This is a genomic window from uncultured Bacteroides sp. (assembly GCF_910586915.1).
Classification (GTDB): domain Bacteria; phylum Bacteroidota; class Bacteroidia; order Bacteroidales; family Bacteroidaceae; genus Bacteroides.
The window spans coordinates 77974-102101 of sequence record NZ_CAJULN010000007.1; the positions used below are offsets into that span (position 1 = coordinate 77974).

General features: G+C 50.2%; 14 protein-coding genes. All 14 read right to left on the reverse strand.

Features of this window, described 5'->3' with window-relative positions; translation table 11 throughout:
• Nucleotides 1-5 precede the first annotated feature (5 nt).
• A complete protein-coding gene (locus tag QZ331_RS04710; RefSeq protein ID WP_294628481.1) occupies nt 6-2792 on the reverse strand; it encodes a glycoside hydrolase family 78 protein in 2787 nt (928 codons plus the stop codon).
• Entirely contained in the window at nt 2789-6133 is a 3345-nt protein-coding gene (locus QZ331_RS04715) for a glycosyl hydrolase family 65 protein (RefSeq protein ID WP_294628483.1), read from the reverse strand. The genes QZ331_RS04710 and QZ331_RS04715 overlap by 4 nt, the downstream gene beginning before the upstream one ends.
• Before the next feature lie 26 nt (nt 6134-6159).
• On the reverse strand, nt 6160-7083 hold the full coding sequence (locus QZ331_RS04720) for a glycoside hydrolase family 43 protein (RefSeq protein ID WP_294628485.1): 924 nt from the start codon (nt 7081-7083) through the stop codon (nt 6160-6162).
• Between the two features lie 187 nt (nt 7084-7270).
• On the reverse strand, nt 7271-7939 hold the full coding sequence (locus tag QZ331_RS04725; RefSeq protein WP_294628487.1) for a DUF3826 domain-containing protein: 669 nt from the start codon (nt 7937-7939) through the stop codon (nt 7271-7273).
• 2 nt (nt 7940-7941) lie between these two features.
• A complete protein-coding gene (locus QZ331_RS04730) occupies nt 7942-9681 on the reverse strand; it encodes a thrombospondin type 3 repeat-containing protein (protein WP_294628489.1) in 1740 nt (579 codons plus the stop codon).
• Nucleotides 9682-9868: 187 nt separating this feature from the next.
• A complete protein-coding gene (locus QZ331_RS04735; protein ID WP_294628491.1) occupies nt 9869-12130 on the reverse strand; it encodes a RagB/SusD family nutrient uptake outer membrane protein in 2262 nt (753 codons plus the stop codon).
• A gap of 11 nt (nt 12131-12141) precedes the next feature.
• On the reverse strand, nt 12142-15519 hold the full coding sequence (locus QZ331_RS04740) for a TonB-dependent receptor (RefSeq protein WP_294628493.1): 3378 nt from the start codon (nt 15517-15519) through the stop codon (nt 12142-12144).
• Nucleotides 15520-15549: 30 nt separating this feature from the next.
• Nucleotides 15550-16974 (reverse strand): DUF4992 family lipoprotein, encoded by a 1425-nt coding sequence (locus tag QZ331_RS04745; protein WP_294628495.1) that lies wholly within the window; start codon nt 16972-16974, stop codon nt 15550-15552.
• Between the two features lie 94 nt (nt 16975-17068).
• Nucleotides 17069-17203 carry a hypothetical protein gene (locus QZ331_RS04750; RefSeq protein ID WP_294628496.1) on the reverse strand — a complete coding sequence of 45 codons (135 nt, stop codon included), beginning with the start codon at nt 17201-17203 and terminating at the stop codon, nt 17069-17071.
• A 49-nt stretch (nt 17204-17252) separates the two neighbouring features.
• The gene (locus QZ331_RS04755) at nt 17253-18146 is read right to left on the reverse strand and encodes a sugar phosphate isomerase/epimerase family protein (protein WP_294628498.1); all 894 of its coding nucleotides are present in this window, start codon (nt 18144-18146) and stop codon (nt 17253-17255) included.
• Between the two features lie 161 nt (nt 18147-18307).
• Nucleotides 18308-20575: a GH92 family glycosyl hydrolase gene (locus QZ331_RS04760; RefSeq protein WP_294628500.1), complete on the reverse strand. Its 2268-nt coding sequence runs from the start codon at nt 20573-20575 to the stop codon at nt 18308-18310.
• Nucleotides 20576-20582: 7 nt separating this feature from the next.
• Nucleotides 20583-21551: a 1,4-beta-mannosyl-N-acetylglucosamine phosphorylase gene (locus tag QZ331_RS04765; RefSeq protein ID WP_294628502.1), complete on the reverse strand. Its 969-nt coding sequence runs from the start codon at nt 21549-21551 to the stop codon at nt 20583-20585.
• Between the two features lie 17 nt (nt 21552-21568).
• Nucleotides 21569-22897 (reverse strand): MFS transporter, encoded by a 1329-nt coding sequence (locus QZ331_RS04770; protein ID WP_294628503.1) that lies wholly within the window; start codon nt 22895-22897, stop codon nt 21569-21571.
• A 171-nt stretch (nt 22898-23068) separates the two neighbouring features.
• Nucleotides 23069-23992 carry an Rpn family recombination-promoting nuclease/putative transposase gene (locus tag QZ331_RS04775; RefSeq protein ID WP_294628505.1) on the reverse strand — a complete coding sequence of 308 codons (924 nt, stop codon included), beginning with the start codon at nt 23990-23992 and terminating at the stop codon, nt 23069-23071.
• Between the last annotated feature and the right edge of the window lie 136 nt (nt 23993-24128).

A 24128-nucleotide genomic window follows, 5' to 3' on the forward strand; every position in this document is an offset into this window, starting at 1 on the left:
TTCTTTTATTCCGTGCATACAAACTTGTATGTACCGCTTTGCACCTCTTCCGGTTCTTTCGCTCCCGGAAGGTAAACAAACGCGGTCGTATTCACCGGGACAGTAATGTTCAGCGTGAAAGTACCGTCCTTGCGGGTCCAGTCTACCTTGACAGTACCGTATAACGTATCATACGAAGCGCTGACAAACGTCAGGTCGCCCACAGGCTGGGGAGCAATGACAAATTGCCGGTAGCCTTGACGCGCACCGCACTGCGAAGTGCCGGATGCAGGGACGCCGCAAGGACGGATACCGACCAGTGAACGGAAGAACCATTCGTCAATCTGTCCCATCATAAAGTGATTCCACGACGAGCCTTGACGCGGGTCCCATTGCTCGGTCAGCGTGGTGGCGCCGAATTTCAGTTGGAAACCGTAGCCGGGCGCATCTTCGTGATTGAACATTTTATATATCAGCTCGTGCCTGCCGTAGCGTGCCAGTGTCTGAATCAGATAACGGTTGCCTACATCGCCGGTAGTGAGCCGGTTGCCGTGGGCTTCGATGTCTTTAATCAGATTAGCAAGCACGCTCTTATCCTGCGTGATACGAAGGAAGAGCGGAAGCGCGTTGCTACACTGGCTTCCCGTACCATACTGTGCCGTGGCTTTGTTCAGAAAACGCTTGTCGAAGGCTATTTTTATGTCGTTCGCCAACGAGCTGTAATAGCGGACATCCCACTCATTACCCACCATCGCGGCGGCCTCGGCGAGATACATCACGGTCATGTAATAATGTGCAGTCGCTACCAACGGGACAGGTGTATTCCGGGAGAACCCGGCGCGGAAGTCTCCGTAATCATACCAGTCGCCCAGCCCGAAGGAGAGGATACCGTTGTCGGCACGTGTCTTTAAGTAATCGACGTAGCGGCGCATATGGGGATAATACTTCCTTATCAGCGAATCGTCTCCATACGTCTCGTAATACATGAAGGGGAAAATGACCAGCGAACCGCCCCATTCGGGCGATTGGGCGAAAGCATCCATTCCCGGACCTTCAAAAATCACGTATTCCGGGGCTGTTGTCGGCATTGCTCCATCGGCGTGCTGAGCGTCTGCCATGTGCTGCATAATCTGCGGAGCGTAGGCGGTGAGGTCGTAATTGTACAACAGTCCCGGCCCGTTCAGATGTACCTGTTCCAGCCACCCAAGTTTCTCGCGGTGCGGGCAGTCGGTAAAGACGGATTGCATATTGCTGCGCACTGCCTTCTCTATCAAACAGTGGGCAGCATTGAAGATGCGGTTGGACGATTGGAACGCAGATACCTTCCTTGCCGAGTTATACACAAAGCAGGATTGGATGTTTTTGAGTACGGGCAACTGCTGCGGGTTCTTCTGCCCCTTCAGCACGGCGCCTTCCACCTGGATATATCTGAAACCGTAATAGGAGAAGCGGGGATGCCAGGTCTCGTCTCCCTCTCCCTTCAGCGTATATTCGTAATAATGCTGGCGACCCGTCTGACGCTGGTTGCAGGCACCTTCGTCCGTCAAGGCTTCGGCTACCAGCAAAGTAACCTTCTGCCCGCGTTTTCCACGTACGGTTATTTCCGGAAAGCCTGCCAAGTTCTGCCCCATATCCAGGACGAAAGCAGAAGGGTCGACCGTCCGTTTGGTAGATTTGGAAGCTGCTGCCACTTGGTCGGTATTCAGCCGGGTTACTTTTCGGATGTCATACCGTTCCATAATCTTCACGGGCGACGCCATCTGCGGACGGAGTACGCCTTTGGGGGCTTCCTGCATAACTACTTCACGCCAACGGCTATCGTCAAATCCCGGCCGGTTCCATCCCTCCTGTTCGCGGCGGGCATCGTAATCCTCGCCACCGTAAATGCAGTTGAACGTTAGGGGGCTCAACGCATATTTCCATTCGTTGTCCGAACGGACGATTGTGCGTGTGCCGTCCGCATAGTTGATGACTAACTCGAACAAGAGCGTGGGAGGACCGAAACTTATCTGCAACTTGCGGTAACGTCCTCCCTGTACATTGTAGAATCCGTTGCCCAATAAGATTCCGACGGCGTTCTCGCCTTGCTGCAACTGTTCGGTTACATCGTATGTGTTGTAATAAACGCTTTTGTCATAGTCGCTCCACAACGGGGCAAACTCACTATCGCCGACTTTCTTTCCGTTCAATGAGAACTCATAGAACCCCAAGCCGCATACATAGGCAGTTGCTTCGGCTATTTTCTTATCGGACGGCAAAAACGTTCTCCGCAGATAAATGCTTTTCTTCGCTAAGGTATCTACTGCTTCCCACGCCGCTTTCACTTCAGGTTTTCTCAGTTCGCCGCCGTGAAATTTACGTCCTTCCGGCAAACGGGCTTCCCGACGGGTAATGGCTCCAATCCATCTCCCTTCGGAAAGCTGTGAGGGAGCAGAGCGGAACTTCGCCTCACGGCTCCATGCGGAAGGGGTATCCGTTTCGTCCCACACGCGGACACGCCAGGTATAACTGAACGGATTGTCAAGAGGCAGGTTCGCACTTTCGGTCGGAACCAACTGACTCTGTGAGGAGCGGACCTTGCCACTGTTCCAAATACAACGCCCTGTGAAGGTTTCGCGGATATCAATCTCGTAGGCGGATTGCCGCGTGCCGTTCTCAGGCGACTCCATTGCCCATCCCAAACGGGGCGAGCCTTCAACGACCACCATCCCCTCCCGCATCTCGCAGGTGAGACAGGTGACGGTGATATTCTTTGCCTGCACCATACCGGACAGACAAAGGAGCATCAAAATATAATACTTCCTCAGGTTCATTTCTTTGTTTTCTTTTTTTCACCACAGAGGACATCCTTGCAAACAATTTTCGTCAATGTATCCGCGTGCCCCACCTCTTTGCCATCGACAAATACGCGCAATCCCTTTCCACAGTGATAGCGGTCGCCGTTCTTATCCCAGAGAATAGTCAGGTTGTGTCCGTGATACAACACATTGTCCAGACAGAACCAATCCCATTTGTCTGCGGGAATCAACGGATTCACCTCCACAGTATTGTCCAAGCGCGGACGCAGCCCTATCAGTCCCGTAATTACCAAATCGTTGAAGGTAGAATGGTTGTAGTAACGGCTGCGTTCCTGGTCGCCTTTCAGCCAGTAGCCCGTCACTTCGTCCAAATACTCGCCGATGTACGGACGTCCGCGATGGTATTGCGACTCTACATACAATTCCATCTGACGGAAGTAGACACTGTCGGACAAAACCGTTTGCGGATAGTTATTCATAAAGTTAGCCATTGCCGTCAATGTCTGCGCAGAGGCAAACGGCCAGATAGCGCCGTCCCATTCACACTTACCCACTCCGCGCGTGCGGAATTCGGGGTGACGGCGTTCGGCGGTAGTCAGCCCGTAAGGAGCCGAGAAACCTTTCTCGTCCATAATCTCTTTCCAGGCAACCTCATATGTGGCTGCTGTATCCGGCAAATTGAAATACCACGGAATATAACCGATGGCCTCGCGGACATTGGCAGAAGAATCCGCACGCATCGTTTCGAAGAAGCCGTGACGAGCGTTCCATAATTTATTCTCGACAAGTGTTTTCAATGTATCCGCCTTCATTGCATAACGCATCGCCATATCTGCATCGCCTGAAAGAGTACCCATCAACGAAAGGGCTTTTGCATTGCCATACATATAACTGTTGATGGTGGGGCGGGCGTACTTCTTCTTCCGGCCGCCACTGATGGATTCCTCCATACCGTCCTGCACATCGCCCTGCCAGTAAAGACCGTTCTCCAAGCGGTGAGTATTCTCCCAACGGCGGTATTCGGTCTCCAAGTCCTTCTTCATGTCCAGCATAAACGCCTTGTCGCCGTCTACCATATAACGCGCCAATACTGCATCCGCATTCCACGAACTGAATTTGTCCATCTTCTTCATCGGCGCACCCTCATTGCCGCGATACCAGGTGTGAATAATCTGATCCAAGTACTCCGGACGGCGCAGCCAACGGCTTTCGTAAATGTGATGTCCGATGGCGCAGGCTATCAAGTTGTATTTGTCAGCATACGAACGCTGCACCAGAAACTCCGTCATGCCATATCCTACGGGCGTCTTCTTGATATGCTTGCGCAGCGACCACCAACGGAAGTAATACATCTCTTCAAAGTTGCGTTGCGGACATTCAAACAAAGGTATGTTCTCTTCCATCCATCCGGAAGCCTCGGCATTGGGAATGGCCTGAACGATGTTCTCATCTTCCATACCGTTGAAATAATCGGCGTAATGGCTGAAATCCTCATACTTCAGGAAAGCGGAAGATGCATCCTTGTCGGCAGAAAAGGTTTTCACATGAGCGATGCGATACTCTGCCAAAGGCTCCTGCCCGCCTGCATCCGGCAAGTCATAGGTTTGGTCGGCAGGTGTATCCACGGTCGGGAATGTGCGGGGCGTGCCTGTACGGAAAACAATTCTTTCGATACTTGTCACCGGTGCATAAAACATACGCAGCCCCACCCGCTTGCCGTTGACATAGACCTGAATATTCCGGTCGGCAGTGGAGAGGACGGCTTCTATGTGATAGGTTTTTCCTGCTTCATACTTCATCATATTGGCAAAACGCGAACCGCCTTTCATACGGAAAAGTCCGTCGGCAGTCAGTTCCATGCGGGAGCAGGCGATTCCGTTCGCATCCAAGAATTCGATTTGGAGTGTACCCTTATCGTTCTGTCCGGCTTGCAAATCGAACGAGACTTTCAGTTCTTTCGATGCGGGAATCTTCCGTTCCACTTTCGCATAATCAAACGGGTCTTTATCTTGCAATCTCAGCCATTGTCCGTCTAAGGAGACGGGTGCCCAAACGGGCGCGTAAATGTTCCAGTCGGTAAGTGCCGCTATCGTTTTGCATTGCGCGAAGTCATCGTCGGCGTGAGCGGAAGCACGAAGTTTCACGGGTACAGGGATATGCGAAATCCACATATCCTCCTTGTTCACACTGTAGGAGACCCACAGGTCGCCGTCCGCAGGCACTCCGTTCCCCTCTTGGATGCCGCGAGGATATTGGGGGCCGTAGGATTTATAGTTCCCGCCATAGCGCATCGGAGTGATTTCGCCATGCACCAAGTTCAGTGTGGTATATTCCAGCCCGTCCTTGCTCAATGAGATGGCAAGCGGCCAACGGAATTCCGAAGGGTTATATACCGTCGCATAAGTTCCGTCGCTCAGCCGTTGTCCCCAAATCTTCGCGTTGCTGTTGACAAAACCTTTTGCACGGAGCACAGGTTCCGCCCAGGTATGCCCGCCGTCTTCGCTGATGGAAGTCAATGCGTGCTTCCAAAGGGCGGCAATTCTTCCGTCGGGAAGGGTGTAGCAGTTGAATGCTTTATATCCTTTCTTCAAGGGAATGATGGGGGCTTCGCGGTCGGCTTCCTCCACCCATTGCATCATATAGAGCGGATTGTCGAGAATCTCACGGCAAGCCTTCACGAACTCGCGGTCTTTGCTTCGCGTGAAGTACGGATAGTCGGTATTCTTCTCGTTGAATCCGTGATTGTAATAGATAAAATAGATGGGACCGTAGGAACCGTCTTTCCTGACTTCGCGCACCACACGGCCGATGCCGTTACCATCATTCGGGTCGTCTTTCTTATCCAAAGCAACTCCGTAGTTTCCCATCGTTATCAACCGGCCCGACCGGGAGACGTAAAAGCCCACACGCTGGTGCATGATGGCAATGAGGTCTTTCGCCTGCACTCCCGGACGCGACTCTTTGGTATATCCATCGGGTACTTTGTATGGCGGAAACACCACTTCGGGATTCGTCCACCGGTAACCATCTGCGGAGCTCATCAGGAACGTCTGCGAAGGTGGGACGTGTTCGTCCGACGGGTCGGCAAGATACTGGTAATAGAACCGTCCGTTCCAATAGGCCAACATCGGCTGATGGTTGTAAGTCCAGCCGTTGCCGTTGGAAGCATCGGGGTGCTCGCGGTTTGCCCGCATCAATTGGATGTTGTGTACTCCTACCACCGGCGACAGTTGTCCGTCGTGGCAGGAAGGGTTTGACAATTCGGTTCCTGTATAATGGATTCTGTCTTGTGCCGGCAAGGTAGCTGTCAGCCATCCGGCAGCCAATGCAAAAAGAATCTTTTTGGGGTTGTTCATGATTATGGGTAATAAGTGATTGATGATTAGTGTGAATGCTCCAACAAGGTTTCGACTACCGATTGCGGAGCTTTGAAAATGGTTCCGTGCTTGTGTCCGGCAGGCACACTCACCTCACGGGTGATATCGGTGAAGTTCTTAAAGTCCTTCGTGCGCATGGCGCCGTATATCTTCTTCTTGTAAACATCGAAATAGATGAGGTACTCCTCTCCCACCTTCTCCACGGTAGGGCCTTCGACAAAAGATTCGGTGAACGGCTGCGACGCAGGCGAGTAAGGTCCCGTCAAGGCGTTTGCAAAAGCAATTTTCAGATTGCGTTCCGGACGGGTATTGTCTTTGAGCACCATGACGTAATCGCTCGGCGCACGTTTCACAAGCACTGCATCAATCGAACTGAATCCCGGGTCGTACAATACTTTCGCTTTGGAGACGGTTTTGAAATCCTTTGTGGTGATATAATACAACCGGTGGTTGTTGTTCTCGTCTTCTATCCCCCGCTCAAAACGGCCGGGGATGCAGGAAGCCCATACGACGACAAACTGTCCGTCCTCTTCGTCATAGAAAATCTCCGGAGCCCATACGTTTACGGTGGTCGGCTCGTCTGCCATGACAGGAATCATCCGTTGTTCCGACCAGTGAATCAAATCGTCGGAATGGGCATAGCCAAAGCCAAAATCGCCCTTCCAGCTCGTAGTCCATACCAAATGGAAAGTCCCGTCGGGAGTACGCACCATCGAGGGGTCGCGCATCAGTCGGTGCTGCCCTAACCCCGGCTTCAACCACACTCCGGGGATGCTGTCCCAATGCATTCCGTCCTCACTGTAGAGGAATCTCAACCCTTCGTCGGCAGGTTCGTGGAAGGAGGTGAACATATAATAGTCTTTGCTTCCTCCACACGAAGCCAAAAACAAAATACCTATTGCTGCTAATGCATTCCTTAACTTTTTCATTGCTGTTTCAGTCTATATTATATCCTTATATACAAAGGAGACGATAACGAGCCGGTTTTGTACTCAAACCGGGCGATAAGTTCTTGCAAGGAGGATATAATAATAACAGCAGGACGGCCCGAAACCGAACCGTCCTGCTTACTCATCAAACAAACTAACCTTTCATTTTTTATGAAACAGTCTTTTTTCAGATAGACCCTCCACGGGCTTTTATGCGTTTATACCACTCCTCGCGTTCTTTCTTCAAGTCGTATCCGCGCTTGGTGAGGTAATTGTTGATACGTCCTTTATACTTTCCGAAGGCCGCGTGTTTTTTGTTCGAGTTCTCCGCATCCAAAGCAAACTCGCGGGCTTCTATCAGCCAGGCGTAAATCTGCGCCTTCTCTTCCTCCGTCAAGGTTGGAATCATGTCGAGGTGAGAATCGTAGGTCACCTTCACTACGCCATAGGTCATACCGTCTTTCACGGCTTCTATCTGCTTCTCGTCGAGGAAAAGCGACAGGTTTGCCGGAAAAGCGAAATGCGAACGGTACAACGCCGCGTCTTTCTCGTGCTCGGCAGCCTTTATGGCATCGTTTTTGGCGTCGCCGGTCAGACCGGATTCTTTCGCCTTTTTGACTTTTGCATCACGCACCTCATAGATATCGTTCAACTCGAAGTAGCGGTTGGCAATGATATTGCGTACACTTTCGGCCACTTTCGCATCCGTAATCCCAAGTTTGTCGACTATCTTCTGCGAACGGCCGACGATAGACTCCACGTATTGAGGGTCGCGATTCTCCTTGTTCAAATCGACCGCTCCGGCAGACATCCAACCGGAAAGCAACAGCAAAGCAATGATGAATATCTTTTTCATGTTTACATCAATTTTCCTTTTTCAGCCAATGTATCGTAGTTGTTCTTCAGGTCGCGCCAGTCCACTTTGTGCTTCGTACTGATACCGTTGATGTATTTTTCGATATTCGTATATCCGTCGCCCGTGCAATCTTTGTTGGCATCGGTCGGGTCGTTCGGGTTCAGTCCGTTGGCAATTTCCCATTCGTCCGGCATTCCGTCGCCGTCCGTATCGACATACGGCGTGCCTTTGTATTCAGGATAGCCACCCATCTGACGGATGTCGGTGATGATTCCCTGTTTGTAGGAGTCCTTCGGCAGACGGCGGTATCTGAACTGTCCGTCCTTGCCCATCGACTTGGGCGAGAGTCCTGTCAGGTCGCCGTAAGCATCCTTCGGAAGTTTCTTTTCGTAATAAGGGATACCCGTTCTCACTTCCTCCACGATGCGTTCGTCAACGATATCGCGGCAAGGGATGTTGGCTCCGGCGTGGCGCAGGACATAGTCGTATGCATCATTCGCTCCCATGATACGGATATACGGCATTTCGAACGGCTGATAGCTGCGCATATATTCGGTAAATCCGTCCGTGTTGGGCTGGGTTTCGATTTGAATACCGCCGTTCCAGTTGTCGCGGGTTATCTCCGGATAGCCTTCCATGATATTTCCGTCGGCGTAGACACGTCCGTAGACTTTATGGTCCAACTTACTGCGTCCAGCTTCCGGTTTGAGGATGCGGTGTCCTACGTTGGAATCCTTCGGAGTGGCAGGACCGGGTTTGTAGTAGTTGTTAATCATGTTGAACATAGCGGTATAGTCGCCGCCGTCGGAAGAACGGTGCACCCAATTGAACACTACATTATTAACAAAATTGAATATACCGTTCCATCCGATAGAGGGGTTGCGTCCCGAGTTGCTTGCCCAAAGGTTGCGTGCAAACGCACAGTTCTCGCCGCCCAATGTACTGCCGAATGCATGGTTGTATGTATCGAGTGCTTTTGCCGAGATGGTGTTCTGAATGGTTACGTTCACGGTAGGCAGCTTCAGGTCTTTGCTTTCGTACTGGCCTTCGCTCGGGTCGTACATATGGCGGTAGAAAGAGATGTTTTCGTCCAGTCCCCACGTGCAGGAGCAGTGGTCAATCATGATATTGCCCACAGGGTTTCCTCCGAACGAGTCGTCGCGGTGCCACACTTTCGTCTCTCCACGGCGGAAACGCATATGGCGTACAACGACATCGTGCGTATCTACCCAGAATGATTCGCCGGCAATGCAAACGCCATCGCCCGGAGCCGTCTGTCCGGCGATGGTGACATAGGGAGCACGGACGATAATCGGCGATTCGAGGCGGATGATACCTGCCACGTTGAATACGATGATACGCGCACCGCCTGTCTCGCACGCTTCGCGGAAGGAACCGGGTCCGCGGTCGTTCAGGTTGGTCACGGTAATCACTTTACCGCCACGGCCGCCGAAACTGTACATTCCGCCGCCTTCGGCTCCCGGAAACGATGGGATATCCGCCTGCGGCAAATCATACGGACGGGCTGCCCAGGGGATATAGGGACGTCCCTCCTTCGCTTCTTTCATCACAACGGGCAATGCTTTCGCCCAGGCTTCGTCCGACCGTTTCCGCTCTTCGGCCATCATTTTCGTATAGTTGTCTTTGGCTTCTTCGGTTATCTGCGGGTATTGCGCCCATACGACTGCCGGAGTCCACATTGTTGCAGCGAATGCTGCTAAAAGTACATACTTATTCTTCATTTCTATTTGATTTTGTGAAGTTGTTAATTCAAAAATACAATAATAAGACGAAAGAAAAAAAGATTTGTAATCAGCCATTATAAAAAAAGTTTGCCGCATCATCGTTGGGGAGGGATAAAAAAGAAAGCCGCCCTTTCTCACCAAACGGAGAAAAGGCGGCTTTGCGTCATGCTTTATGAAAAGGGCTTTATTCTGCCAACGGGTCGAATGTACCGTTGGCTCCACCATTGTTGTAGTCTCCCCATCCAACGGTCTGCTGTACTGCCGTATTTGCACTTTGAGCACCCTGAGACAGACCGAGGAAATAGTATCTGGGATAGAAAGCAATTTGATATTCCCCCTTATTGGAGTCGTAAGAGTCACCTTTCTTTTTCTTGCGAATCAGGTATGTATCATAAAACTCTTTCAATGTTTCCTGTGATGCGGAAATATCCCCGTTCAAATCCAAAGCCTTCGGGCGTTTCACGTCTTTCAGCGGGTCGGGGTTTTTGCTTGCGTCTCCCACCGGCCACGAGTTGCCTCCCAGGCCGTTATTATAATCGTTTCTTACGCGATATTCGATGTTGTCGCGGCGCTGTCCGTTGAGGGGAGCGAATCCCAACCAGTTGCAGGTATTTCCATTCCATCCGGTCAGTTTCCATGAAGCGGGCAAGTTGTCTGTGTAGACTCCGCCTCCCACTCCGTCGCCATCGTACAACAGCCAGCGGCGGCAATCGTCAAAACGCTTGCCTTCGTAAGCCAACTCAATCTGCCGTTCGTACAAGATGGCCGACATACAGGCGGCAGCATCGGTTTCAAGACTGGCCTGCAAACCGCAGTCGCCCGTATATCCTACACGCTGGCGAATCAGCTTCAACTGCTCTACCGCTTCTTTCAGCAGGGCGTTGTCGCCCCCTTTGGCATAGGCAAGTCCGCAGGCAGCTTCCGCATAGTTGAGCAAAACTTCCGCATAGCGGATTTCGATATACGGGTTTGCATTGTATGTAAATCCGTTCTCCTGCGTATATTGGTATCTCGGGTTTGAGTTTACCTGGAGGTCGTCCGAGCGTTTGCGTATATAAAGTCCTTTTACATTGTCGAGCAGATTGTCCGCTCCATAGGTGTTTCCGCTTTCGATGTCGTCTCTGTCTTTCTCGGAGGTGTACCATACGTAGTTCCACAATTCGTAAGACGCACCTTCGTAGGGATTGTTGTTCTTATCGTTGCGCGGGTCTCCCTTGAAATGCCAATGCACGCCGGGGAATGCGAAAGTGCGATAAAAACGAGGGTCGCGGTTCATAAAGACAGGCGTACACGTCGGAGATTCGGGATTGGTGTCGTATGCATATTCGGAAGTTTCCAGTTTGGTATAGCTTCCGTAGGTTGCCGGACGTTTGCCATCGGCCATCGGAAACAAATCGACCATCATTCCCGACGGGGTTTTTCCGCCGTTTCCTAACGTATTTTTCGGACGGATACCCCGCTCCCACGGGTTGTTCTTGCTGTAGTCCACGGCACTCGTCGAAGAGTTTGTATTGTAAAGCACCATCATTACAGCTTCCCGGTTGTTGTCAGCTTCCGTAAAAAGTTTGGCCCATCCGGCTGCATTCTTTCCCGGGGTTTCGAAATTCTGCAATCCGTTTCCGCAGGCTTCCAGCACGGCTATGGACGCTTTGATGTCGTCGTAAGCCTGCTGCCAGCGATTCACGTCGTTGGCGCGATTGAAAAGCGGGCTGGCATAAAGCAAGCGTACACGTCCGAGCAAGGCTTCCGCCGTACCGGAAGTGACACGTCCCAAATCCTTACCTGTCCATCCTCCGTTTTGTGTAAAAGGAGCCAGCAGTGCCGACGACTTTTTCAAATCTTCGCAAATAAAGTCGACACACGCTTTGGTGGTAGAACGGGGAGTCACCGACCCTGCCACCACTTCCTGCACTTTATCTACAATGGGGACACCGCCATACCACTTGAGCAGGTTGTAGTAACGCCATGCACGCAGAAAATACAACTGTCCCAACAGTTCGTTTTTCTGCTCCTGCGATAACGTACTGCCTTCGATTCCTTCGATTGCGTCGTTACAGTTCCGGATGAAACCGTACGTCATTTTCTGAATATTACCGCTCGTGCCATGAAAGTAATCGGGCACGGGGTTGTTGCCCGACTGATAAGTCAGTGGCGCACGCGGGTCAACGAAAGCTCCGAAACCACTGTATTCTTCGGTCGACTGCGACTGTGTGTCCGAATCGCCCGTACTGTTGTACTGGTAGTCGGGGGCTGCCTTCACATCGGGCATGATAAATTTATACACGTCATTTACGCGCGACAAAGCTCCGCTGTAATTGTTGTAGGCGTCCTGCGGACTGGCGTAATCGTAATTCTTCTTATCTTGCAGAAACTCATCGCTACACGATTCGAGAAAGGATGTTGCCATAAGAGCAACGCTCAGCATAAGTATATTTTTTCTTTTCATTGTTTTTTCTTTTAGAATGTTACATTCACACCAATCGTAAACTTACGCAATGTAGGATACGTACCGTACGCTGTCATCGGATCCATGAAATTGTCCGGATAGGGATTGTAGAAGCTCAGCAGGTTTTGTCCCGTCACGTTGAAACGGCAGTTCTCGATACCTATCTTTTTGGTATATCGCGAAGGTATCTTGTAGGCCAGCGTCAGACGGTTGAGCCGGATACGCGTACCGCTCACACGCCAGAAGGTAGAAGCGACGCTATTGACGGAAACATGTTTCAGATTAGGATACATCGCTTCGCGATTGGCCTTCACTACCACATTGCCCGCAGCATCCAGCACATCTTGGTAAACATACATATTGTCTGTATTCCAGAACGAAGGCATATTGGCATATTCCAAATCCTGGTAGCTGCCTGCCGAATCGCCTTTGTTGCCCAACTTAATCGCATCTGTCGGTACAAAGCTGTATCCGCCCCAACTGGCGTTCAACTGTGCGCTGATGGAGAATCCTTTGTATTCGGCACTCAAATTAGTGGTGAATCCGTAGGGATTGTTGCGGTTGGACATTCTCACCTGGTCGTTTTCCTTGTCTACCACACCGTCGGGACCTGCATACGTTCCGTCGGGTTGCAATTCTCCCCTCACGTCTTTATAAATCAGCATACCGGGTCTGACCTCGTCTTTGGTCATATTCATGTATTTGGTGATGTTGTATTTCTCGAAATATTCATCAATGTCCTGATAACTGCGGAACATTCCGATGCACTGCATCCCCCATGTGCCGATGTCCGTCCGGTCTCCCTTACGCAAGCTCTTATACGTGAGCGGGTCATCCCAGTCGGCTACCAACACTTTATTGTCCGTATATCCGGTGTTCACCTGTACTTTGTATTTGAAATCTTTTCCAATCTTGTCTCTCCACGTCACTGAGAGTTCTACTCCGTAAGCGTCCATTTCGCCATAATTCACATAGGCCGACTGTGTTCCCACCGTGCCGGGTATCGACGATTTGTAGGGAAGCAGCATTTCGCGGTTCCAATCGTAGTATCCGTCAATGGCAAAGGCAAGGCGATTGTTCAGGACGTTGAAATCCAATCCCAAGTTGGCTTTGTAGGATTTATCCCAATGTGCATTGCGGTTGATGGCAGATATGTTTTTGTTAATCGTAATATGGCTGCCTGCGTTCAGTTCCGTGCCTGTGCCGAAGATGAAGCCTTTGTCTTTATCCATCGCATAGTTCTGTGCCCACTGCCACGGAAGCGTATTGTCGCGGCCGGTCAAACCGAACGAAGCTCTCAACTTCAGGTAATCTATCCCTTTGGCACGCTCCTTAAACCACTCTTCCTGCGAGATGACCCAACCGGCAGACAGGGAGGGGAAGAAACCCCAATAGTTTTCCGGTGCGAATTTGGTCGATGCATCCGAACGGAGCAGGAACTCCAACATATACTTGTCTGCATAGGCATAGTTGATGCGGCCGATGTAAGACAATGTACCCGATTCGGCACGCGAGAACGAAGTCTCGCCTTTGCCCTCCGCACTCATCGAGTTGGACTGACCGTTGGTAAATTCATACGGATAAGTGATGCTACCCACCACAAATTCGCTTTCGGCTTCCGAACGTTCGATGGAGAACAATCCGCCGAGGGTATGCGCTCCGAAGGTTCTGTTGTAGGTGACGGTAAAGTTCATCTGATAGTTGTCCGTGCGGTTCATGTTTCTGCTCAGGAAAGAAGTATCACCGTTCACAACCGGTTTGCCGTTGTTGGCATACAAGAAGTTGTTGGAGCCGAGCAAAAGGTCGTAAGCATCCTCCTGCCCCGGTATGGGTGTATAGAGATGTTTTCCGCTTCCGGCACGGTCGGCCATGTAATAAAGGTCGTAAGAAGAGCCGTATTGGTTTGTTTTGGCCGAATTGATACTTTTTGAATACGTAAACTTCATTTTCAGTCCTTTGAGCCATTTGTTCCATCCGAAATCATATTCCACGTTGGCGTTGATATTCATGTTGGAAGTCATGTTCCTGCTATAGTCGCCATTGTTTTGCAGGGCCGCAAAGTTATACTTCTGCACATTGCTCACCTGCGAATTGCCCACACCGAAAGCGGCAATCGGCAAACCGTTGATTTCTTCCGGAATGTAGTACGGATGGGTGAGCAACGTGTTGTAGTCTTCGGTTTTAGAACCTCCCACTTTATTCAAAGGGGTATTCTTCTTTCCATAGTCGCCGGATACCTGCAAGCCTGCGCTGAGCCATTTGCTCACTTTCACATTCACTCCTGCACGGTAAGTCCACCGGTCATAGTCGAGATTGCCCAAGTTTCCATCCTGATTGAAATAAGAGATACCGGCAAAATAGCCTGCTTTTTCGGTAGCACCGCTCAAATTGACACTATGCTGTTGTGTCAATGCGGCTTTCCAGTACTTGTCGAGCAAATCGTAGTGAAGACCTTTCATCGCATTCAGCTCGTCGGCCTGAAACAAATCTTCCAACAGGTTGATTGAAGTATCCGTGGGGTCGGCCGCACGTACTGCATTCCACAACCGGCCATATTCGTAGGCGCTCAACATCTTGGGGCGGGACACTTCGTCGGCGATACCGAAAGTGCCGCTATACGAAATCTGCGGTGCGCCAAGTTTACCTTTCTTCGTGGTGACGAGAATGACGCCGTTCGCCGCACGTGCTCCATACACGGCAGCCGCCGCGTCTTTCAGCACCGAGATGCTTTCAATCATGGAGGGGTCTAAGTTGTTGAAAGCTGTGGCTCCCAGGTTTTCTACTGTCGAACCTACTTTGACCTCGGTGGGGTAAATGTATCCGTCAATTACATACAAAGGTTCCAGGTTATTGTTGCCCATATTCGACAGTACATCGTTCTGACGGATGGTGATGCGGGCATTCTCTCCCGGGCGGGCGTCGCCGCCACTGACGGATACTCCGTTGACAAGGCCGCTTAATGTATTGGCCAGGCTACCGCTCGAGATATCCTGTATTTCGTCCATCGGGACCGTAGCGATGGCTCCGGTCAGATGTGCCTTCTTCTGGGTGCCGTAACCTACCACCACCACTTCTTCCAACTGTTGCGTATCTTCTTTCAATATGATTTTCGTCAACTTGAAATCCGAGATTTTCTGCGGAGTGTATCCGATGTAGGATACTTCCACCCATTTGCCCGCAGGAACGTTTATCGCAAATTTTCCGTCCAAATCGGTAATTGTTCCAATCGTAGTATCCACCACTTTTACAGCAGCACCGATTACAGGTTCTCCGGTTTCGTCTACCACCACTCCTTTAAAGAGTTTGCCGTCTTGTGCCACAAGCGGCAACGACATCATCAACGAGAGAAGCAGACTTAAACATAGCTTAAATACATTCTTATGTTTCATCTCTATAGTATTAATGTTTTTTTATTTGTTTTACTTTAACCAACGGGGGTCGCCGCTACCGTGACCGATTACATCAGGATGGCCTACCGTGAAATCTCCGTTGGCAGGGTCTTTAAAACCGGGGTCTACGCCATAGGCCGTGGTACTCTTATCACCGTAATTGCCGTTGGATTCTTTGTCGAGGGCACTTCCGCCGTTGTACCAGTAACAGTTATTGTCGCAAGTCTTGGCGTTGTCCGTGCGTCCTCCCACGATTCGGCGGTTGAACTCTCCCTTGCAGGAGTCGTAGAAGATGTTCTTGCTCAGCGTCACGGTGTTCTTCTGCCGGTTCCATACATTGGAGTTGAACGAATCCTGGTTGCGGGATATGTTGTAAAAGGTATTGCTTGTAAAATTCATGGAGCAGTCCGACCAGCCCGCATCCGCCCCTTTTCCTCCGGCAACGCGCATGAAGCGTCCGTTATTGCCGTCCGAAAGATTGTAAAGCGTGGAATTGCTGAGTTCGAAGTCTTTCACAAAAGAGTTATTGCTGTTGAAGTTGAATATCTCCGAATCCTGGTAAAACCGGATAATGCAATCGCGAACGATAAAATTCTGAATCGCATATTTCTTTCCGTTGATATTGACGAAGTAATGACGCACGTTGCGAATCTCGCACGACTGGATAATCATCGGATTCGTGACGAGGCCATAACTGTTCATACCTTTTATCTCTTCAGGTACATCGCCAAACTTCACAAAACTTCCTTTGGAAACCGCGTCGCAGTCGAAATCAATGAATTTCAGGGCCATACCGCCACCGCACGACACAATGGAGCCGGAACCTGTAAAGGTCACCCTGGCGTGGTTTATCTTGTTTCCACGCAATTGTACGTTGTTAACTCCCAGGTCCAAATCGCCCGAAATCGTATAGGAGCCACCGGCTTCCAACTCATAGGCTACTTCGACGTCTTTGCCCGTGGTGATGGGATTGTTTGTAAAATAGGTTGTCAAATCCGTTCCTGCCGGAATGGGGGTAGCCGGAACCAATGTCGACCAGCTTACTTCGGAGGCCGAAGCGGCGTCCTGGTTGTTATATTTTTCGTTTCCCAATGTTTTGATTTCCACCTTGTAGTTGGTGTCGTCCAAATAGGCACAGGCCACGGAGCAACCATCTATAATGGAGTCTTTCACTACCGCTACAGGATTGGAAGGGTCGTCCACGATATACATGGAAAACAAATAACCGCCGGCTCCCATCACCACCGGCCATTCTACTTTTACATTAGGCTTTCCCGCTATTTTCTCAAAAGATACTTTGGAAGCCTCAGGAGATTCCAGCTGGGTATTCGTCACACCGCCCGAAAAGGTTTCCTCATCGAATCCGTCTCCCGCGCAAGAGCCGGCTGAAAATATCACCGACAGGCAAAACGCACTCCCGATGACTCTCCTTTTGATTTCAAATTTACTCTTCATAGATTAAATTTTTAATAAACAAAAATAATATATTCTATCTCTAAATCCTAAAATGAATTTCATAAAGAAAGACGTATGACCGAAAATTATGTAATCACAGAAAGAAGAAAAACATTTTCAATTCTCCGGTTTTGTTTATTTCGTAAGGATATTCCGTCCAGGAGGAGCGTATATTCTGCCGCAACCGACCGTACTTCCGGTGGCGGACGACCGTACTCTTATAGCACATCGGGCGGTTGTTTGAGTGGAAACAACCGCCCGATTTACGACAAACGACCTTATTGCTGAAACACTTGCTTCAAGTACCGTATGTTGGTTCCATAGTTCTTTTTCACGTTGCGCACATCGTTTTTATCGCGCGAACGCTCGACGACCAGCCAGCCGCTCCACCCCATCCTGTCGAGGGTCTTTTTCACGCTCTTCATATCGAGCCGCCCGTTGAAAGGCAGTGTCACGCCATCCGTGTCGGTGCAGTGAATCTGGCATATTCTCTTCCGGCCGAGTATCTTGAGTTCGCGGCACAGGTCTCTGCCATTCTCGAGTGCGTTCTGGAATTTGAAGTAAATTTTGATACCCGGCGAACCGATTTCTTTCAGCAGTTTCACCTCACCTTTGGCATCCAACGGGGTTTCGAGGCCGATTACCACGCCTTCGGCGGCGGCCATGTCGCCCACTGTTTTCAGCCGCCGTACCACTTCTGCGCGCAGTGCCGGGTTGTCGGCCCAGCCTGCCTTGAGGCCGCCCAACGGCAGAAAGGCGACTTTGGCGTTCATCACTTTCGCGACTTCCAGGCAGTCGCGCACCAGTTCCTTGTAATTGGCACGCTCCAGAAAGGACTGGCCGTAGAACCCGGACATGGCGACGGAGGGGACTTCCAATCGGTATTTCCGGGCTGTCTCACGGAAGAGTTGTTGGAAATGGGGGTCGCGCAGTTTGTTGTCGAACATTTCTCTTCTGCCCAGGCTGCCCATGTCCAGCTCTACTCCGTCGCCGCCCAACTCACTCACCAACTGGAAGGAGCCTATCTTCTGACGCTTCAGTATCATCCAGTCGCAGACGGCAATCTTGTAACGCTGCTCTTTCGGCCGTGTGGCGGCAAGGGCGGGCAAGGGGATGCATTCTGCCATCAGAACCAGCACCCACAGGATTTGTACAGATAATCTCTTTTTCATTTTCATTATACGCTCTATTTGTATAATAGACGAAGGAGGGGGCGTTTTGTAACCGGTCTATGCAACAGAGAAGAGAACCGGAGTAAAAAAGCGGGCTGCCAAACCCTGAATAGTCCGGCAGCCCTGTCAACCCAAAAACGATACCTATGAAACACTGTGTGTTATTTCAAGTCAAAGAATATGCGGCGGCCGTGTACAAGCTCGTCGTGTGTGATGCGGTGTTTATTGAGTTTCTTTCCGTCCAATAATACCTTGTTGATGTAGAGAGTGCCCGGCTGGGTGCGGTTGCTCTCAATCACCACTTCTTTTTCCTTATACCACTTCGGGTCGAGACGAATCGTTACTTTGTCAAATACCGGAGTCGTCAACGTGTATTCGGGCAGTCCCGGACAGTCGGGATAGAAACCTATCATGTTGAAGATAGCCCACGAGGACATCGTTCCCGTGTCGTCATTTCCCGGAATGCCGTCGGGCTTCGTCGTGAAGTACTTGTCCAACAGGCGTTGTGTCTCTTTCTGCGTGCGCCATTCTTCGCCCTTGAAGTAGGAGAAGAGATGGGGATAGGCGATGTCCGGCTCGTTGGCGGGGTCGTAAAGTCCTTCGTCAAAGACCATCTGCAACTTGTCGACAAAGGGTTTCTTGCCGCCCATCAGCTTGGCAAGCCCGTAGACGTCGTGCGGCACATAGAAGGTATAGTTCCAGGCGCTTCCTTCGTGGAAACCGGGATTGGGCTCGAAGTTCTCTCCCTGTCGCGGATTGAACGGACTGTAGAAGGTGCCGTCGGGAAGAATCGGACGGAAGGTGCCGAACTCCTTGCTGTAATAATGTTTGTAGCCCAAAGAGCGTTTGTAGAACAGTTCGGCGTCTTTCTTCTTGCCTAAGGCTTCGGCAAAGCGCGACAAGGCAAAGTCGGCAATGTAGTATTCCAGTGCATGGGAGACGGAATTGTCGTATTGTTCGCGCAGAGGGACATAGCCTTTGGATACGTAGTCGTCGTTGTCGGGACGCATCAGGTTTTCGGCGCCCGGCAGGGTGGCCGACTTGTACATGGCTTCGTAGGCCAAATCGACGTCGAAGTCACGCAGGCCTTTCATCCAGGTGTCTACAATGACGGGGATGCTGGGGTCGCCTTCCATTGTCAGTGTCTCCCGTCCGTAGAGCTCCCACTTGGGCAGCCAGCCGTGTTCGCGGTACATATCAAGCATGGTTCGTACCATCTCCATCTGACGTTCCGGATAGACGAGAGTCAATAGCTGGTGTACGTTGCGATAGGTGTCCCACAGGGAGAATACCGTGTAACGGTCGCCCTTCGTTGTCAGGATTTTGTCGCCTTCCATCGCCGGGTATTCTCCGTTGACGTCCTGAAGGATGTTGGGATGAATCAGCAGATGGTACAGTGCCGTATAGAATACTGTTTTCTGAGCGTCCGTGCCGCCTTCGACGGTGATGCGTGACAAATCGTCGTTCCATCGGGCACGTGCATCGGCATGAATCCGGTCGAAATTCTTGCCTGCCTGCTCGCGCTCCAGATTCAGACGGGCGTTCTCTATGCTTACAAAGGAGACTCCCATCTGTACTTCCACCTGTTCGCCCTCTTCCGTGTCGAAAGAGAAATAGGCGCCTACATCGTCGCCTGCTATCTCTTTTCCGTAGCGGGTATAGAGTTTATATTTTCCCTGGTCGGGGTCCCACTGAGCTTCTACGCCTGTCATCGGACGCTGCTTCTTCCAGTATCCGGTGGTGGAGGGGACTTTCTTAACCCGCATCACAAAATAGATGGGGAATACGGCTTGAGGATTGTAGCAGAATGTGCCGAGCAGCTTCATTCCTTCCACTTCGCTGTCACTGACGCGACGGAGCATGGCGCCGCTTTCGTTGGTCAGCCCTTCTCCTAAGTTCAGCAGGATGTGGCTTTTACCTTTGGGGAAGGTGAAACGGGCGATACCCGTGCGTGGGGTAGCGGAGACTTCGGTCTTTACGTTGTACTTGGTCAGGTAGTTGGAGTAATATCCGGGCGAGGCCTGCTCGTCTTTATACTTACTGCCGTATTCTTTGTAATCAACATTCAGTTCTCCGGTAGTGGGCATGAGCAGCAGCGAACCCAATTCGGGACAGCCTACTCCACTCAGGTTCACATGGGCGTATCCGGTAAAGAAACAGTTGGTATGCTCGTAAGGGGTCGACCACCAACGGGCGTCTTTGTCATATGTGTTCTCCGACGAACCCATCACGTTGAAGGGAACCACGGACATCATACCGTTGGGGCAGATGGCGCCGGGATTGGTGGTTCCGTAGTTGGTAGTCCCGATAAAAGGATCGACGTAATCTATCAGGAGGTTCTTCTTGTCGGGAGGGTTTCCGCCTTCTTCCGCGTGGCCGGGAAGAAGGGCAAGAGCAAGTGTGCAAGTCAATAAGATTATTCGTTTCATAGCTTTATTAAATGATGCTTGTCCGTTTTGTAAATTCGATAATTTCCTTGATGTAGCCGAAAGCCATGCCTACGACGGTATCTGCCGCACCATAATAAACGGCTACGCGCTCACCGTCCTGCAAAGCTGCGCAAGGGAACACCACGTTGGGGACATCGCCCTGGAGTTCGTAGGGAGCCGCCGGGCCGAGCAGGTATTCACGTGTGCGGTAGAGTACCTTTTCCGGATGGTCTTTGTCGAGTATGGCGGCACCCATTGCATAGCGGAAACCGTTGCAGGTGGTGATTACGCCGTGGTAGAAAAGCAACCAGCCTTCGTCCGTCAGGAAGGGAACCGAGCCTGCACCGATTTTTGTACATTGCCAGGCGCTTTCGGGAAACGGGGTCACTTTCATCACGCAACGGTGTTCGCCCCAATATTTCATGTCGGGGCTATAGCTGATGTATATATCCCCGAACGGTGTATGTCCGTTGTCGCTGGGACGGCTCAGCATGGCGTACTTTCCGTCTATTTTCTGCGGGAAAAGGACGCCGTTACGGTTGAAAGGCAGGAATGCGTTCTCGCACTGGAAGAATTCTTTGAAATCAAAAGTGTAAGCGATGCCGATGGTAGGGCCGTGATAGCCGTTGCACCAGGTTACCCAGTAGCGGTCTTCAATCCACGTCACACGGGGATCGTATTTATATTCCGATTCAATCATTTCGGTATTGCCTGCCTTGAAGCGGATGGGTTCGTGATTGATGTCCCAATGGATACCGTCTTTGCTGAACCCGGCAAAGATATTCATCTGCACGGCCTTGTTGTCGCAACGGAATACACCCGCAAAACCGTCTTCGAAAGGCACGACAGCACTGTTGAATATACTGTTGGAGGAAGGAATATGATAACGGCCGATAACCGGATTTTGTGAGTAACGCCACATAATGTCCGTACATCCGGCAGGACGTTCTTCCCAGGGAATTTGAATCTTGTTCATAAATCAATGTTTTTATATTATTTATTTTTTGAATCGTCGTATGTAAAGGGGATGAAATAGGTAATCAGCAGGGCAGGAACGGCCGCAATCAATACATAAATAAAGAAATCGCGGTAGCCCAACAGGTCGCTGAAATAGCCGCTCGCCATTCCCGGAAGCATCACTCCCAAGTTCATGATTCCCGATGCAAATGCATAATGCGACATCTGATGCCGTCCCGGAGCTATCTGTTGCATCATGAACAATGTCAGCCCGACAAAGCCGAAACCGTAGCCGAAATATTCCATCGTTATGCAGGTGCCTATCAGATAGAGGTCGGAAGGCTGCACAACCGCTAAGAACGTGTAAGCTACAAACGGCAGATTGAAGATGCAACAAAGTGCAAAGAGTGTCTTTTTCAACCCGAACTTGGAGACATACACTCCTGCTAACAGGGAACCGAGCACGAAAGCTGCCGAACCGAAAACTCCGTTAAGCGTGCCAATCTCCGTCAAGGATAATCCCAAACCGCCTGCCTCTCTCGAAGCACGCAAGAACAACGGGGCAATCTTGATGATAAATCCTTCTGCCAGACGATAGAGAATGATGAAACTGATGTAATAGAAGATGTGTTTCTTGGTAAAGAAATCGGCAATCACTGCCATCAGCTCCCGTCCTACTTCGGAGGTTGTTTTCTTTGTCGCCGGCGGGGTTTGCGAAGAGGGCAACATTTTTATATGGTAAATGCCTATCAGTATCATAATCGCCGCAATCACGGCAAAAATAATCATCCATGCAGAGGAGTAGGCACTTTTGTTAGCTTCTACAGAAGCGCCTTCGATGGCTCCAAAGTGCTCGGCCAATGCTCCCGCCATTGCAACCAATCCACCGTTGGCAACCAATTTCGCCACGTTATAGAAGGCGCCTTGTACGCCGATGTATTTGGCTTGGTCTTCTTTATTCAGTTCGGACATATATACACCGTCGCAAGCGATGTCGTGTGTCGCTCCGCTAAAGGCTATCACCGCCATCGTGGAAATACTGATAGCAAAAAAGTAATCAAAGAACAGAGAGAAGGCTACTACTCCGAATAATACTCCACTCAGCAATTCGGTAACCAATACGAAGAATTTCTTCGTACGATACATTTCAAGGAAAGGACTCCATAGGAATTTGAATGTCCACGGTGCCATGATAAGGGAAGTCCAGAATGCAATTTGCGTATCTGAAATCCCCAAATCCTTAAACATGAATGCGGAAACCAAATTGACGGCAATAAAGGGAAGCCCCATTGCGAAATAAGCAGTCGGAACCCAGCGAGCCGGGTTGATTGTTTTTTGTTGAAAAGCAGTTTTATTCTGTTGCATAATCATAGTATATAGATAAAATTATATTTCTGACTCATCTATATATAATACAATCAAAAGGGGGAAACTACTAATGGACATCCCCACTTTTTTTATTTTATTATCACTTTTTCTTCTCCCAAGTCTATAATAGATGCTTTACAAAAAGTCAGAGGTATTCCAATTCTTACTTTACAATTCTTCAATCTCTTTTTCCGACAGACCGGTACTTTGTATAATGATTGTAGTCGGTATTCCGGCTTTTTTCAGATTACGGGCTACTTCCTTATGGCCTTCGGCAATACCTTCGGCGAGGCCTTTTTCCATGCCTTCGGCGAGACCTTTCTCCATGCCTTCTGCAAGTCCTTTTGCAAGTCCTTTCTCCATACCTCTTACCATCCCTTTTCGTTCCGCACTGTTTAAAAGGGTCTTTTCTACGCTGATTATATCCCAGAACTTCTCATATCCGGCCAACTGCGCCTCTGTGAACGCAGATTCCTCAAGGACATCCACCGCCTTCTTCAATTCCGGACTGGCAAGCAACTCTTCAGGGATTTCGCGGGTCTGATCGTTTATCTCAGTCAGGTATCTCAACCATAGCAACTGCATTTTCTTCTCACTATAAGTATGAGGAGTGAACTTGGGAAGTTCCACAAAAATCAGGTGCAATCCCTCTATCACCTTGTCTGTATGTTCCATATGGACGAGGCGGTAATAGTGATAGTATTCATCATCCAAGTCCAACTCAAAGATATCGTTCACCAGATTCAGCGAATATACGGGTTGCAACAGTTCATACTGCTCTCCGGCGTCCAACTGGCGCACATAAGCCTTCGAAGCATTGAACAACACACGCTGTTTGAATTCGGGTGTCCATATCATCTGCATCTCCACCAAGAATACACGACCACAATTATCGCGGCAACGAACATCGACGATGCTGTTCTTCCGCAACGGATTGTCAGGAACCAGCTCAACGGGAAGGTACTCTACCTCAGTGACTTCCTGACCAGGCTCAAGGGGCAGCAAAGCATTCAGCAAACTTATCACCAAATCCGGATGTTCGCCGAAAACGCGTTTGAACGTCAAATCGGCCTTAGGGTCTAAATATCTCATTCTTAATCTGTATTTCTTTAATGAATTGAATGATGCAAATATAAATATAATTAATGAGACTGGAAGAATCATATTAAAAAATTAGGCATATCCGCGCGGCTTTTAAACAAATACCGTTGCAACCGCGACCTGTGAA